Origin of the sequence: Streptomyces sp. NPDC058401 (assembly GCF_042722885.1) — a bacterium.
Lineage (GTDB): Bacteria > Actinomycetota > Actinomycetes > Streptomycetales > Streptomycetaceae > Streptomyces.
The window spans coordinates 1-14,116 of the sequence record NZ_JBHXKA010000171.1; the positions used below are offsets into that span (position 1 = coordinate 1).

The 14,116-nt window shown below is 72.9% G+C and carries 11 protein-coding genes; 4 read left to right on the plus strand and 7 right to left on the minus strand.

Annotated features, from left to right (window positions below; translation table 11 throughout):
* Window positions 1–47 precede the first annotated feature (47 nt).
* The 7 genes from ACFWNV_RS35885 to ACFWNV_RS35915 form a co-directional block, all read right to left on the minus strand.
* A complete protein-coding gene (locus ACFWNV_RS35885; RefSeq protein ID WP_383955257.1) occupies window positions 48–1,094 on the minus strand; it encodes a glycosyltransferase in 1,047 nt (348 codons plus the stop codon).
* Window positions 1,091–4,390, minus strand: coding sequence for a DUF4082 domain-containing protein (locus tag ACFWNV_RS35890; RefSeq protein ID WP_383955260.1), 3,300 nt, complete (start codon window positions 4,388–4,390; stop codon window positions 1,091–1,093). The genes ACFWNV_RS35885 and ACFWNV_RS35890 overlap by 4 nt, the downstream gene beginning before the upstream one ends.
* Window positions 4,391–4,434: 44 nt before the next feature.
* A complete protein-coding gene (locus ACFWNV_RS35895; RefSeq protein WP_383955263.1) occupies window positions 4,435–5,550 on the minus strand; it encodes a DegT/DnrJ/EryC1/StrS family aminotransferase in 1,116 nt (371 codons plus the stop codon).
* Window positions 5,547–6,365: a NeuD/PglB/VioB family sugar acetyltransferase gene (locus tag ACFWNV_RS35900; protein ID WP_383955265.1), complete on the minus strand. Its 819-nt coding sequence runs from the start codon at window positions 6,363–6,365 to the stop codon at window positions 5,547–5,549. The genes ACFWNV_RS35895 and ACFWNV_RS35900 overlap by 4 nt, the downstream gene beginning before the upstream one ends.
* A complete protein-coding gene (locus ACFWNV_RS35905) occupies window positions 6,362–7,570 on the minus strand; it encodes a DegT/DnrJ/EryC1/StrS family aminotransferase (RefSeq protein WP_383955268.1) in 1,209 nt (402 codons plus the stop codon). The genes ACFWNV_RS35900 and ACFWNV_RS35905 overlap by 4 nt, the downstream gene beginning before the upstream one ends.
* A complete protein-coding gene (locus ACFWNV_RS35910) occupies window positions 7,567–8,568 on the minus strand; it encodes an NAD-dependent epimerase/dehydratase family protein (RefSeq protein WP_383955270.1) in 1,002 nt (333 codons plus the stop codon). Before ACFWNV_RS35910 ends, ACFWNV_RS35905 begins: the two co-directional genes overlap by 4 nt.
* A gap of 88 nt (window positions 8,569–8,656) precedes the next feature.
* Window positions 8,657–9,763, minus strand: a complete 1,107-nt coding sequence (locus tag ACFWNV_RS35915) for a Gfo/Idh/MocA family protein (RefSeq protein ID WP_383955273.1) — start codon at window positions 9,761–9,763, stop codon at window positions 8,657–8,659.
* Window positions 9,764–10,181: 418 nt separating this feature from the next.
* Between ACFWNV_RS35915 and ACFWNV_RS35920 the strand changes: the two genes are divergently transcribed.
* The 4 genes from ACFWNV_RS35920 to ACFWNV_RS35935 all read left to right on the plus strand — a co-directional run bounded on the left by ACFWNV_RS35920 (window position 10,182) and on the right by ACFWNV_RS35935 (window position 14,030).
* Window positions 10,182–11,111, plus strand: a complete 930-nt coding sequence (locus tag ACFWNV_RS35920; RefSeq protein WP_383955275.1) for a glycosyltransferase — start codon at window positions 10,182–10,184, stop codon at window positions 11,109–11,111.
* A 131-nt stretch (window positions 11,112–11,242) separates the two neighbouring features.
* Window positions 11,243–12,598 carry an MFS transporter gene (locus ACFWNV_RS35925; protein WP_383955278.1) on the plus strand — a complete coding sequence of 452 codons (1,356 nt, stop codon included), beginning with the start codon at window positions 11,243–11,245 and terminating at the stop codon, window positions 12,596–12,598.
* Entirely contained in the window at window positions 12,595–13,608 is a 1,014-nt protein-coding gene (locus tag ACFWNV_RS35930; RefSeq protein WP_383955281.1) for a TolB-like translocation protein, read from the plus strand. The genes ACFWNV_RS35925 and ACFWNV_RS35930 overlap by 4 nt, the downstream gene beginning before the upstream one ends.
* A 95-nt stretch (window positions 13,609–13,703) precedes the next feature.
* Entirely contained in the window at window positions 13,704–14,030 is a 327-nt protein-coding gene (locus tag ACFWNV_RS35935; protein WP_383955284.1) for a hypothetical protein, read from the plus strand.
* Window positions 14,031–14,116: the final 86 nt, after the last annotated feature.

The window sequence follows — 14,116 nt, forward strand, 5'->3', positions numbered from 1 at the left end:
CCGCCCGGCCGCCAACGCCCCTGGTTCGGGGCGGTGGTGCGGTGTCATCAGATCCCTCGGCGCTTCCAGGACTGCCACCAGAGCCATTCGCGCCCCCGGTCGGCGACGGCCGACAGCACGAGCGGCTGGAGGTACGGCATCACGCGGGCCCCGATCCGCCGGCGCCGGCGCAGGGCCCCGTACTCGGCGAGCGAGGTGTACTGCGGCAGGCACTGGGCGGCGAAGGCCTCCAGTTCCTCGACCGGGACCACCCCGGTGCGTCCGCGGTCGTAGGCCCGGTAGGCACGCCGCAGGGCGTACCGGGCGAGCCGGGTGCGGGCCGCGGTCGAGAGCCGGCCCGCCTCCGGGAGCAGTCCGCCGCACTTCTCCAGCACCGAGTCGAAGGCGACGAGGCGCTGGCGCAGGTCGTCGAGCTGCCCACCGAAGTCGGTGGTGGACATGTTGTTGCCGTGGACCCGGTAGAAGGCCTGGTCGGCGCCCCTGACGTAGCCCACGTCGGCGTGGGCGGCGAGCCGCATCCACATCTCGATGTCCCCGGCGTGCGGAAGGTCCGGGTCGTAGCCCCCGACCTTCCGCTGGAGGCTGGTGCGCACGACCACCTCGGGCGAGGTGATGCATCCGGTGCCCTCCCGGAAGCGCCGCTCCAGCCACCACCGCCCGGGGTAGACCACCGATCCGGTGGACCGGGTGCGGGCCGCGGGCAGCGGCCCGCCGTGCTGGAACCGCAGCGGCCTGCCGTAGGCGAAGCCGGCTTCCGGGTGGGCGTCGAGCAGGGCCGCGGCGCGCACCAGGGCGCCGGGGACCAGCCGGTCGTCGGCGGAGAGCAGGGCTACGTAGTCCCCGTCCGCCCACTCCAGCAGGCCCTCGTTGTAGGTGGCGATGTGGCCCTGGTTCTTCTCGTGGACCCGGACTTCGATCCGCGGGTCGGCGGCCGCGAGGGCGCGTGCGACGTCGGCGGAGTCGTCGGGAGAGGCGTCGTCGATGATCAGTACCCGTACGTCGACGCCTTCCTGTTCGTCCAGGACGCTCTTGACGCAGTCGGCCAGGAAGTGGCCGTACTTGTAGCAGGGGATCACCACGCTGACGGTGCTCACTGGCCGGACACCTCCGTGGGTCCCTCCGTGAGTCCGGCGGGGGCCGTGGTGGTGAAGACCGGGCCGACCCAGTAGTTCACCGATCCGAAGGTGTTGTTCGGGAAGACCGTGGCCGACCCGTACTTGTAGAGGCCGTTGCCGTTGCCCGCGCCGCCGCCGTCGGCCGGGGCCACGAGCGGGTAGGAGCGGTGCGCGGCGGCGAAGTAGCCGCCGTCCACGGAGTACTTGCCGTTCGGCGCGTGGTACGAGGCCACGTACTCGGTGTTCGCGGTGATGGCCACCGGGGTGGTGAAGTGCAACTGCTGCCAGCCGGACAGGGTTTCGCTGCCGAAGGTCCCGGTGGCCAGGAGGGTGCCGTCGGCCGCCCAGAGGCTTCCGGTGTGGGTGCCGGTGTTCCCGGGCCCCTTGTAGAAGGTGACGCCGGTGACGTAGCCGCCGACCGTGGACTGGAAACGGGTGCCCAGTTCCACGGAGTTGGTGTCGTCGCCGACGTTGGCGGTGCTCGGGGTGGCGTTCGGACCCCACAGGGTGCAGGGGCAGTTCACCGCCGGCGGGCTCGTGCTGGTGGTGAAGTTCCAGGTGACCGGTGCGGCCATGGCGTTGCCCCACAGGTCTTCGGCCTGGACCGATGCCGTGTAGGTGGTGCCCAGCAGCAGTTCGGTGGACGGGGTGAAGGTGGCGACGTTGGAGATGTCGAGGACCTTGCTGCCCGGGACGGTGGCGCCGCCGGGGTCCTTGACGGTGAACACCAGGGTGTCGGCGTCGACGGCGGTGTTGAAGGTGGCCTTCACCGTCGCGGTGATCGCGGTGCCGGTCGCCGCGGACTGCGGGCTGGTCGAGGTGACGGTCGGGGGCGTCGTGCTCGCGGTGGCGGTGTCCAGGACCGCGTCCACCCAGTAGTTGCTGCCGGAGGAGGCGGTGGACGGGAACCCGCCGGTGCCGCTGTAGCGGTAGACGCCGTTGCCGCCGTCGGTGCCGCTCTTCAGTGCGGTGAGCGGGGCCAGCCCGGCGTCGGCCGAGGCGAAGGTGGTGTCGAAGGAGTATCCGCCGTTGGGGGCGAAGTAGGAGGCGACGTAGGTGGTGTTGGCCTTGACGGGGATCGGCGAGGAGAAGTTGAGCTGCTGCCAGCCCGATGCCGTCTCGTTGGTGAAGGTGCCCGTCGCCAGGCGCTGGCCGGAGCTGCTCCACAGGCTGCCCGTGTGGGTGCCGGTGTTGGCCGGGGACTTGTAGAAGCGGACGCCCGTGATCGAACCGGGCGCCGAGGAGCGGATCTTCACGCCGAGTTCCACGGCGCTGCCGTCACCGGCGTTGACGGTGCCCGGCACGGCCGCGGCGGGCCAGACGGTGCAGGGGCACTGCTGGGGTCCCACGGTCAGCGGCACGGTGGTGGTGGCGCCGATGTTCACGCTGTCGTCCACCGCGCGGACCTTGATCTGCGCGGGACCGGGCACGGTCGGGGTCCACTTGTAGTTCCAGGAGGCGACTCCGGTGGCGGCCTTCCAGGTGGTTCCGCCGTCGGTGGAGACCTCCACGCGGGCCACGACCCCGCCGCCGCTGTCGGTGGCGGTGCCCGTGATGGTCACGGGACGCAGGGCGGGCACCGTGGCGTTCGCCGCGGGGCTGGTCACGGTGATGGCCGGGCCGGTGTGGTCCGCGGAGGCGGTGGCCAGGAGCAGGTTGCTCTGCAGCGACTTGGGCTGGACCCCCATGTCGGCGAAGATGTTGACCGTCGCCTGCTGCATCCGCTTGTCCTCAGTGACCACCGCGTCGTCCGGGTTTCCGGTCGGCATGTTGGTCAGGCCCCAGGACCACTGCACGGTGCCGGAGCCGAAGACCAGGGCGCCCGAGGTCTGGTCCCGGAAGGCGACCAGGCTGTGCGTCGCGGTCCCGTTGCCGTACGTGTTCCCGTAGTCGAGGCGGTACTTGCCGTCGGTGATGTCCACCGTGGTGGACGACATCGCGATCTGCCCGGGCGGACGGGCCGCGTCCTCCACGTCGCTGTCCCACTCGTAGCCGAGGGTGCCGACGGGGAAGGTGGCGGTCTGGGAGGGGGTCAGGTTCGCGACGGTGGTGTTCCGCCACAGCCGCATCTTGGCGTAGGCGCCGGGGACGGTGATCGCGTCGCTCCGGTAGCCGTTCACGCTGAACAGCGAGCCGGTGACCTGGTTCTGCGGCTGGTAGGGCCGGCCGTTCGTGGAGCTGGCCGGGTCCATGAAGGTGCCCGTCCAGATCCCGCTCGGGTCGGGGATGCCGTTGGGCTGCGGGAAGGAGAGCTTGGTCTCCTTGTAGCAGACCAGGGTCCGGTTGGCGGTGTTGGCCCCGTCGATGCTGGGGGCCAGGCGGGTCTTCCAGAAGACCTCGTTGCCGGCGAAGTAGGTCTGGTTGACGCCTGCGTGCCGTGCGTTCAGTGCGTTGGTGAACTGGTCCTGGGTCCAGTACTCGTCGTGCCCCGAGGACATGAACACCTTGTGGTTCTGCAGCTGGGTCGCGCCCTTGGTCGACATGTCGATGCCGGACATGTAGCTGACGTCGTACCCGTTGCGCTCCAGCCAGGCGACCATCTGGTACTCGGATCCGTAGATCCCGTTCTCGCCGCCGATGTCCATCGGCCGGTTGTAACTGACCTCGTAGGCACGGCCGTCGGGGGCCGGGCCGCCGCCGTCGTAGAGGTCCTGGCCGCCGTAGTTGTTGTACGCCTGCCAGGTCTGGTCCGCCGTCTGCACGACGATGTCGGAGTGGCTGGCGTCGTTGCGGACCACGAACGGGTAGGGCATGACCCCGTTGCCGTCCGCCTGGTCGAAGTTGGCTATGTAGAGGCCGGAGACGGCGTCGGAGGGCACCGTCCAGGTCGAGGTGACCGGCCAGTTGCCGCAGTCGACCAGGCCGGTGGACGGCTTGGTGGTGCAGCTCTTCGGGTTGCCGCCCTGGGGGAAGTTGGCCGGGTACGTCTGGGCCGCCTGGGCCGGGGTGGACATCAGGCGGGCCCCGTCGCCCCCGTAGTGGCCGAGCCGGTAGACCGAGACCTTGTAGGCGGTGGGCGACTGGACCTTGAACTGCAGGGTCTCGCCCGCCTGGACGCTCGTCTGGGCCGGGAAGCCCTTGATGTCGCCGTAGGCGCTGGGTGCGAACCAGTCGGACATCGGCGTGCCCGCCTTGGAGTTCTCGCACACGATCGCGTTGGAGCCGGGGCCGCACGGGTCCGCCGCGACCGCCACCGATGGCGGCAGCGCCGCCGCCATCAGCGCTGCCACCACGGTGAAGAGCCCGTACCGCAGCAGCCTTTTCCTTCTGTTCATCCGAACCTCATTTGGGAGGGGCTTGGTGATTCGACGCCGGAGCGTCAGCGCAGCGCTGCTGAGAGCGCATCCACGACCCGCTGCTGTTGGGCGGCGGTGATCTGCGGGAAGAGCGGCAGGGAGAGCATCCGGTCGGCGGCCAGTTCGGCGTGCGGGAAGGCCCCGCGGCCGTGCCCGAGGTGGGCGAAGGCCGGGGTGAGGTGGACCGGGGCCGGATAGTGCACGCCCGCGCCGATGCCCTCCGCGTTGAGCTTGCCGACGACCGCGTCGCGGTCCGCACCGCTGACCCGGATGACGTACAGGTGCCATACGTGGACGTTGCCCGGCGCCGTCACCGGCAGGGTGAGGCGTCCCGTCGCCGCCAGGTCCGCGAGCAGCCCGTCGTAGCGGGCGGCGGCGGCCCGGCGGGCCTCGTTGCCCCCGGCGAGCCGGGCCAGCTTGGCCCGGAGCACGACGGCCTGCAGACCGTCGAGCCTGCTGTTGAAACCGGCCACGTCGTGCCGGTACTTGGCGACGCCGCCGTGGTTGGCCAGCGCCCGGACCAGGTCGGCGGCCTCCTCGTCGTCGGTCACCACCGCGCCCGCGTCCCCGTAGGCGCCCAGGTTCTTGCCCGGGTAGAAGCTGGTCGCGGCGATCCCGCCGCTGCCGGGGGTGCGGCCCTCCCGGGAGGCGCCCTGGCTCTGCGCGGCGTCCTCGACGAGCCGGGCGTACGAGGGCAGGCCCGCGGCCAGCGCGGAGGTGTCGGCACACTGTCCGTACAGGTGGACCGGGACCACCGCGCGGGTGGCCTTGGTCACCGCGTCGAGCGCGGCCTGCGGGTCGAGCAGCAGGGTGTCGGGGAGGCAGTCGGCCAGGACCGGCCGGGCGCCGATCCGGGCCACGGCGCCGGCGGTGGCGATGAAGGTGTTCGCGGGCAGCACGACCTCGTCGCCGACGCCCACCCCGCTCGCCCGCAGGGCCAGTTCCAGGGCGTCGGTGCCGTTGGCCACGCCGACGCAGTGTCCGACCCCGCCGAAGGCCGCGTACTCGCGCTCGAAGGCCCGTACCTCCTCGCCGCCGATGAAGGCGGTGTCGGCCAGTACGCGGTCGAATCCCGCACGTAATTCGTCCGCGACCTCGGCGTGCGCGGCCTTCAGGTCGACGAGCGGTATCTGGTTCATGCGGTGGTGCTCTCCATCCGTGTCTCCGGCCTGCGGCCGTACTTCGACTCATCGGCCCCATCGGCCCCATCGGCCCGCAGCTCTTCGAGCGCCGGGCCCCCCGCCTCGCGAAGCCGGCGGGCGGGGCTCCCGGCCCACACCTCACCGGCCGGCACGTCGGCCAGGACCGTGCTTCCCATCCCGGTCAGCGACCAGGCGCCGACCTTCGTGTACTCCCTGACCAGTGCGCCGGCGCCCACGTAGGCGCCGCGCCCCAGCCGTACCCCGCCGCCGAGGCGGACCCCGGAGGCCAGGGTCGCGAAGTCCCCGACCTCGTCGTCGTGGGTGAGGACCACGTGCGGCATGACCGCCACGTGGGCTCCCACCCGTACCGCCGCCGTCAGTGCGCAGTGCGCGAGCACCACCGTGCCCGGCCCGAGCACCGAGGAGCCGGAGACCGCCGCCGTGGGGTGGACCACGGTGGCGTACCGGCCCTCGGGCAGCGCCAGGCGCCGCACGAGGCGGGCCCGCACCCCGTAGTCGCGGGGGCTGCCGACGCAGACCACGACGCGGGCGTCCGGGCGTTCGTGCACCAGGGCGCTGCCGCCCAGGACGGGGACCCCGTCGACCTCCCGGCCGTGCAGCGCCGGGTCGTCGTCCAGGTGTCCGGCGAGCCGCCAGCGCGGGGCCCGGCCGGCCGCCAGGTCGACGGCGGCCGCGTCCCGTACGGCCTGCGCGGCTTCCCGGGCGAAGCCGCCGGCGCCGACGATCAGCAGGTCCTCGCCGGCCGGAGCGCTCCGGCCGGCGGGCTCGGTACCGCCGTCCGGGCCGCTCATCCGCCGGCCTGTTCGCGCAGCACCGCCACCACCCGGTCCTGCTGCTCCTCGGTCATGGTGTGGAACAGCGGCAGGATCAGCGAATCCTTGGTGATCCGCTCGGTCACCGGCAGGGCCGCCGCACCGTGCCCGGCGTACGCCGGCTCCAGGTGGGAGGCCATGATCCCGCGCCGGGCCGAGATCCCGGCCCCGGCCAGCGCCGCGAGCAGCTCGTCGCGGCCGACGGGGAACTCCTCGGCCAGGAGCACCCAGTACGACTGGAAGTTCCCCTCGCCGTGCGCGGGGTCCCGGACCGGGGTCAGGCCCGGGACCCCGGCGAGGAGCTGCGCGTACCGGGCGGCGAGGAACCGCCTACGGGCCACGATCTCGTCGAGCTTGCCCAGTTGCACCAGGCCGACCGCGGCCTGGATGTCGGTCATCCGGAAGTTGTAGCCGACCTCCAGGTAGGCCTCGGCGATCGGCTTGCTGCTCGCGTGCCGCTGCGCCGCCGACACGTTCATGCCGTGCTCGCGCAGCCGGCGCAGCCGCTCGGCCCAGTCGGCGTTGTCCGTGGTCACCATGCCGCCCTCGCCGGTGGTGATCACCTTGCGGGGGTGGAAGGACCAGGCGGCCAGCAGCGCGCCCTGCCCGACCGATTTGCCGCCGACCGTGGCACCGATGCCGCAGGCGGCGTCCTCCACCAGGGCGAGGCCCCGGTCGGCGCAGGCGGCGCGCAGGGCGTGCACGTCGGCCGGGACCCCGCCCTGGTGGACGGCGATCACCGCCTTGGTGCGCGGGGTGACGACGGCGTCCACGGTGGCCGGGGTCAGGTTCCCGGTGGCCTCCTCGACGTCCGCGAACACCGGCTGCGCGCCCACGTAGCGCACCGCGTTGGCCGTGGCGATGAAGGACAGCGAGGGGACGACGACCTCGTCGCCCGGACCGAGGTCCAGGGCGATGAGCGAGAGGTGCAGGGCGGTGGTGCAGGAGCTCACCGCGATGCCGTGCTCCGCCCCGACCCGCTCGGCGAAGGCCCGTTCGAACTCCGCGACCCTGGGTCCCTGGGCCACCCAGCCCGACAGGACCGCGTCGGAGGCGGCCCGCGCCTCGTCCTCGCCGAGCCACGGGATCATGACGGGGATCCGGGCGGGCGCAGCCACGGGGTCGGCGGCGGCCTCGTGGGCCGGAGCGGCCGCCGGGCCGGCGCCGGCGTCGTGGGCGCTCATCGGCCGGCCTGCGCGGCAGCGGCTTCTGCGTCGGCCACGCGCTCGGCCCGCCACCACTCGACCAGGTCCCGCAGCCCGCTGCGCAGGTCGATCTCGGCCGTGAAGCCGAGCCGCTCGGCGGCCTGTGAGGTGTCCGCGAGCCGGCGGGTCACCCCGTTCACCGCGCGGGCCGGTCCGTGTTCCGGCGCCAGACCCTCGGCTCCCATGGCCTCCAGGAGGCCGTTCGCCAGGTCGAGCAGGCTGGTCTCGGAGCCGCTCGCGACGTTGAACACCTCGTCGGTCAGGTCCGATTCGGCGGCCAGCAGGTTGGCCCTGGCGATGTCCCGGACGTCGACGAAGTCCATGGTCTGGGTGCCGTCGCCGAGGATCAGGGGCGGCTCGCCCGCGGCGATCTTCTCCATCCACCGGATCAGCACCTCGGTGTACAGCCCGTGGATGTCCATCCGGGGGCCGTACACGTTGAAGTAGCGCAGCGCGACGTAGTCCAGCCCGTACATGGCGTGGAAGCTGCGCAGCACGCCCTCGTTGAAGGCCTTGGCGGCCCCGTAGAAGGTGTCGTTGTTGTACGCGTGGTGGCGCTCGGTGGTCGGGAAGGACTCGGCCATCCCGTAGACCGAGGCCGAGGACGAGGCGATGACCTTGCCCACGCCGGCGGCCGCGGCGGCCTCCAGCACGTTGAAGGTCCCGTCGACCATCACCTCGTTGGCCAGCCTCGGCTCCTCGGCGCACTGGGTGATCCGGATCGCCGCCAGGTGGAAGACCAGGTCGGCTCCCTCGGTCGCCTTGCGCACCGCGGATATGTCCCGGATGTCGCCCTCGACCAGGTCGACCACGCCGCTCGGCAGGGCGCGGGCCAGGTTGGCGGTGCGTCCCCGTACGAAGTTGTCGAGCACGACGATCTCGCGTGCCCCCTTGTCCACCAGCAGGTCCACCAGGTGCGAGCCGATCGTGCCCGCTCCGCCGGTGACCAGAATCCTCTTGCCTCGTACGCTGCTCAACGCCCTGCCCCTACTGAGTCGGTCATGGTCTTCCCTGCTGTGCCCGGTGCGCCGCACGCGGCGGCGGACCGGGCGGCGTCGTCAACGCTCAACGTCCGGTGCGCAGTCCGACGACGGCGCCCTTGAACTCCAGGCTCCGGGAGGCTGCTTCGAGGATGTCGAGCACCTGCAGCCCGGCCCGGCCGTCGGTGAGCGGCGGCCGCCCCGTCCTGATCGACGCGGCGAACTCCTCGACCATGCTGCGCAGGGCCTCCTTCTCGCCGAGCGCGGGAGCCACCATGTCGCCGGTCCGGTAGGAGACGAGCATGTCGCGGCGCTCGTCCGCGCCGATCTCCTGCGGGGCCGTGAGGTCCACGCCGCGGTCGAACACCGCGACCCGCTGCGTGGGGTTGAGGTCGTCCCACACCAGCGTGCGCTTGGAGCCGCCGACCATCGTGGTGCGGACCTTCACCGGGGACAGCCAGTTGACGTGGACGTGCGCGATGGCGCCGGTGTTGAGCTGGAGCGTCAGATAGGCCACGCAGGACTGGCCGGCCCCGATCGGATCCGCCCCGTGCGCGGCGACGGCGACCGGGTGGACGTTGTCCGGGAGGATGAAGTCGAGCACCGAGAGGTCGTGCGGGGCCAGGTCCCACAGGACGTCTATGTCCTTCTGGACCAGCCCGAGGTTGATCCTGACCGAGTCCACGAACTGGATGTCGCCGAGTTCGCCGGAGCGCACCATGTCCCGGATGCGGGCCACGGCCGGGGTGTAGCAGTAGGTGTGGTCGCACATCAGGGTGAGGCCGCGTTCCTCGGCCTCGTTCACCAGCCGCAGTCCGTCCTCGTAGGTGGCGGCGAGCGGCTTCTCCACGAGGACGTGCTTGCCGGCGCGCAGGGCGGCCAGGGCGACGTCGAGGTGGGTGCCGGCCGGTGTGGCCACGGCGACGGCCTCGACCTCCGGGTCGGCCAGGACCGCCGCGTAGTCGGCGGTCGCCTGGACCGTCGAGTAGCCGCCGAGCACCTGACGGGCCCGGTCGACGTTCAGATCACAGAGCCAGCGGAGCCTGAACTCCGGACTGGACTGGAAGTTGCGGACGAGATTGGGGCCCCAGTAGCCCGCTCCGACGACGGCGACCCCTAACGGCTCGGTCCGTTCCGCGCCCGCACGTGCCCCCGTGGCGTCCTTCGCGGTGTCCTTCGCGGTGTCCTTCACAGCATTCCCTTTCCTTCCGCGCACGCCCGCAGGCGTGTCGACGACCCATGGCCGGGACGCGTGCGAAGGAAGGGGGTGCCGTCGCGGGCAAGCCGGGCGCCTGTGCGACCCGTGCGTGACCCGTCCGACGGTGATGGCCCCCACGACCGATGCCGTACGTGTTCCACGTACTTCCGCCCCCCGGCCGTCCGGCACCCCTAGCGCCGGCCGACCACGGACAGGCGGCCTGTTCCCCCAAGCCGCCGAACCCGTAACCTGCCCCAACTACCCTGCGCCGACTGGATTGCAGCGTGGATCACAGCGTTGCCGAAACACGCCGAATCCCACCGGCTGCGTTCAATCTAGACCACTGGGCGTACCCCCGGGGAGAGTTGGAGGAAACGGTCGGTACGGGCGTTCGACCGTGCATACTTCCGGGGTGACCAGCATCGTGATCCCGGCGCACAACGAGAGCCGGGTCATCGGCCGGCTCCTCGACGCGCTCCTGACCGAGGCCCCGGCCCAGGGGCCCGACATCGTCGTGGTGTGCAACGGCTGTACGGACGACACCGCCGCGGTGGCCGCCGCCCGAGGCCCCCGCGTACGGGTGGTCGAGATCCCGACTCCGTCCAAACATCAGGCACTTCGGGTGGGCGACGAGCACGCGCACGGCTTCCCCCGGCTCTACGTGGACGCCGACGTGGTGGTCGGCGCGGCCGACGTACGGGCCCTCACCGAGGCCCTCTCCGGCAGCCCGGCCCTGCTCGCCGCGGCCCCCGGCCGGGACATTCCGCTTACCGGCTGTGCCTGGCCCGTCCGGGCCTACTACCGGGTCTGGCAGCTGCTGCCCGCGGTCCGCGAGGGACTGTTCGGGCGCGGGGTCATCGCGGTGACCGAACCGGGGCACGCCCGGCTCGCCGCCCTGCCGCCGCTCATGGCCGACGACCTGGCCGCGTCCCTGGCCTTCGCGCCGGGTGAGCGGCGGGTGGTGGAGTCGGCGAGGGTCGTGGTCCTCCCGCCGCGCACCTGGGGCGATCTCATCAAACGCCGGGTCCGGGCGGCGACTTCCTCCGCCGAACTGGAGCGGTTCCAGGCCGCGCAGACTTCCGGGCCGGCCGCGCAGACTTCCGAGCCGGCCCCGCAGGCTGCCGGACCGACCCCCCAGGCTGCCGGGCCGACCCCGCCCCCGCCGTCCGCACGCACCGGTACGGGAGACCTCCGGGCGCTGCTCCGGGCCCAGCCGCGGCTGCTCCCCGGGGTGCTGGTGTTCGTCGTGGCGGCCCTCGCGGCCCGCCGGGGCTCCCGCAAGGCCATCCGGAGCGGGGACTTCTCCACCTGGCTGCGCGACGAGAGCAGCCGGCAGGGCTGAGCGGCCTGGCTGCCGGGCCCTGCGGCCGAATCCGGCCATATCCCGCCCAGTTGGCCCGTACAACCATTAGGGTGCCATTCGCACGTACGACTGGCTCACCGTTCAGACGCCGGACCGGGAGTTCGAAAAGCATGTACCTCGCGGACCGCTCCGCGCCCGAGGAGGCGAAGGCCACCGCCGACGGCTCGCCCGTCCGCGGACCCGCGGTCGCCTCGACCGTCCTCGCACTGGGCACCGTCAGCCTGATCACCGACGTCTCCTCCGAGATGGTCACCGCCGTCCTGCCGCTCTACCTCATCGCCGGACTCGGCCTGAGCCCGCTCGGCTTCGGCGCCCTCGACGGGCTCTACAACGGGGTCAGCGCGCTGGTTCAGCTGACCGGCGGCCACCTCGCCGACCGGATCCGCAACCACAAGCTGATCGCCGGCATCGGCTACGGGCTGTCCGCAGCGTGCAAACCGCTGCTGCTGCTCGCCCACAGCCTCGGACCGGTGGCGCTGATCCTGGCCCTGGAACGCACCGGCAAGGGCCTGCGCACGGCCCCCCGCGACGCACTCATCTCCCTGTCCACGCCGCCCGGGTTACAGGGTCGGGCCTTCGGCGTGCACCGCGCCATGGACACCACCGGGGCCCTGCTGGGGCCGCTCGCCGCGTTCTTCATCCTGAGCATGACGGTCGACGGGTACGACGCCGTCTTCGGGGTCAGCGCCTGCGTGGCCGCCCTGGGCGTCGTGGTGCTCCTGCTGTTCGTCCCGTCCGGCGCGGAGCCGCGCCCCGCCCGCGCGAAACCCGCCGCTCCCCCGGTCCCGGCTCCGCGGAAGCCCTCCGCCCCCGAAGCCGCCGCCCCGAAACCGGACGCGGTGAACCTGCGCGACGCGCTGGGCCTGCTGCGGCTGCCCCGGCTGCGCGCCCTGGCGGGCTGCGCCGCCCTGCTCGGACTCACCACCGTCAGCGACGCCTTCCTGTACCTGCTGCTCCAGGACCGCGCCGGCATCGGCGAGCGGTGGTTCCCGCTGCTCCCGCTGGGCACCGCGGCCGTGTTCCTGCTGCTGGCCGTCCCGGTGGGCGCCCTGGCGGACCGCATCGGACGCCGCACCGTGTTCCTCGCCGGGCACGCCCTCCTGCTGGCCGGTTACGGGCTGCTCCTGTGGGCTCCCGGCCTGCCCGCGCTCCCCTACCTGGTCCTCGCCCTGCACGGCATGTTCTACGCCGCCACCGACGGGGTGCTGCCGGCGGCCGTCGCCGCGACCGTCCCCGCGAAGCTGCGGGCCACCGGCATCGCGCTCGTGGGCACCGGCCAGGCCCTGTCCCGCTTCGGCTGCTCGCTGGCCTTCGGCGCGGCCTGGACGGCCCTGGGCTCGGGCCCGGCGCTCGCCGCCGCCGCGGCCGGCCTGTGCTGCTGCGCGGCCGTCGCCGGCTTCGTGCTCCGCCCCACGGCCCCGGACGGCGCCACCGCCCCGGCCCCGCACACCCGAGGAACCCGATGACCCGCTCACGCCGGCTGCTCGTACTCGCCCTGGCCGTGCTCCTCCTCGGAGGCGTGGCCGGCGTGCTGGTGGTGCGCGCCGCCACCCGCTCCGAGCAGACCCGCGCGGGCGACCCGACGGCCGCCCCGGGCAAGGTCACGCTCGACCGGCGCGGCGGCCTGGCCTTCCTCAACGGCGCCCAGGGCCCGCACCGCGGCGCCCTCGTCTCCGTACCGGACCGCTCACCGCAGGACGCGCGGACCGCCTCGGGACTGAACTGCCTGCGGTTCTACGCCGCGGCCGGCACCGGTGTGTGCCTGAGTTCCTCGCCGGGGGCCCTCTCCCAGCAGAACCGGGCCCTGATCGTCGACTCCGAACTGCGCACGCTGCGCGAGTTCCCGCTCGCGGGCACCCCCTCACGGGCCCGGGTCTCCCCGAGCGGACACTTCGCCGCCTGGACGGTCTTCGTCGCCGGAGAGTCCTACGGCGCCGCGTTCTTCTCCACCCGGACCTCGATCGTGGACACCCGGACGGGGGCGCTCGAACCCGACCTGGAGAAGTTCGCCATCGAGCTGGAGGGCCGTCCCTACAGCGCGAACGACACCAATTTCTGGGGCGTCACCTTCTCCAAGGACGACGACACCTTCTACGCCACCCTCGGCACCGGCAACCAGACCTACCTGGTGAAGGGTTCCCTGGCGCGGCGCAGCGTCACCAGCCTCGCCTCGAACGTCGAGTGCCCGTCCCTGTCCCCCGACGAGACCCGGGTCGCGTACAAGAAGCGGGTGCAGCGCGGTGCGTCCCTGTGGCGCGAACACGTACTGGATCTGCGCACGTTGCGGGAGCAGCCGCTGGCGGAGAAGCGCAGCGTGGACGATCAGGCGCTCTGGCTCGACGACCGGACCCTGGCCTACGCCCTGCCCGCCGAGGGCTCCGTGGACACCACGGACATCTGGACGGTCCCGGCGGACGGCACCGGAACCCCCCGCGTCCTGGCCCCGGCCGCCTCCTCGCCCACCCGGCTGGGCTGACCGGCTGGACCTACGCCTCCCGCACCCGGGCCGCGCACTCCATCCCGCCGGTCCCGGAGGCGTACCCGGGGGCCCGCAGAATCGTTGGGGCGGGCATGGGCACTCCACACGCCGTCTCCCCGTCCCCGGCCCGGCACCGGGCACCCGAGCGCGCCCCCGCCGCGATGGCACGGGGCATTCCCCGGCAGCAGTCGGGCAGCCCCGCCCCCTCGGGCGGCGCGGTCGTCTTCGAGCAGCTCGCCCGCGAGTGGGAGGCGCGCGGGGCCACCGTGCCGGGCCGCCCCGACCCGCTGTGGGAACGGCTGATCACCTACGCGCACTTCCAGCGCGAAACGGACGCCACGCTACGAAGCCTGCGCCTGGACGGAGCCGCACCCCCGCCGGCCCCCGCCGCGGGGGGCCCGCGCTGGACCCGGGCGTGATCCGGGCCTGACCGGCGCGCGGTCCGGGCCACGCGCCGGGGCACGGTCCGAGGCGGCACGCAAAGGCCCAGGGCCCCGGTCGGCTG

What these genes read in the sequence shown, in the direction of transcription:
- ACFWNV_RS35890 (WP_383955260.1), bottom strand. Translation starts at nt 4,390, where the DNA reads ATGAACAGAAGGAAAAGGCTGCTGCGGTACGGGCTCTTCACCGTGGTG.
- ACFWNV_RS35895 (WP_383955263.1), bottom strand. Translation starts at nt 5,550, where the DNA reads ATGAACCAGATACCGCTCGTCGACCTGAAGGCCGCGCACGCCGAGGTC.
- ACFWNV_RS35900 (WP_383955265.1), bottom strand. Translation starts at nt 6,365, where the DNA reads ATGAGCGGCCCGGACGGCGGTACCGAGCCCGCCGGCCGGAGCGCTCCG.
- ACFWNV_RS35905 (WP_383955268.1), bottom strand. Translation starts at nt 7,570, where the DNA reads ATGAGCGCCCACGACGCCGGCGCCGGCCCGGCGGCCGCTCCGGCCCAC.
- ACFWNV_RS35925 (WP_383955278.1), top strand. Translation starts at nt 11,243, where the DNA reads ATGTACCTCGCGGACCGCTCCGCGCCCGAGGAGGCGAAGGCCACCGCC.
- ACFWNV_RS35930 (WP_383955281.1), top strand. Translation starts at nt 12,595, where the DNA reads ATGACCCGCTCACGCCGGCTGCTCGTACTCGCCCTGGCCGTGCTCCTC.
- ACFWNV_RS35935 (WP_383955284.1), top strand. Translation starts at nt 13,704, where the DNA reads ATGGGCACTCCACACGCCGTCTCCCCGTCCCCGGCCCGGCACCGGGCA.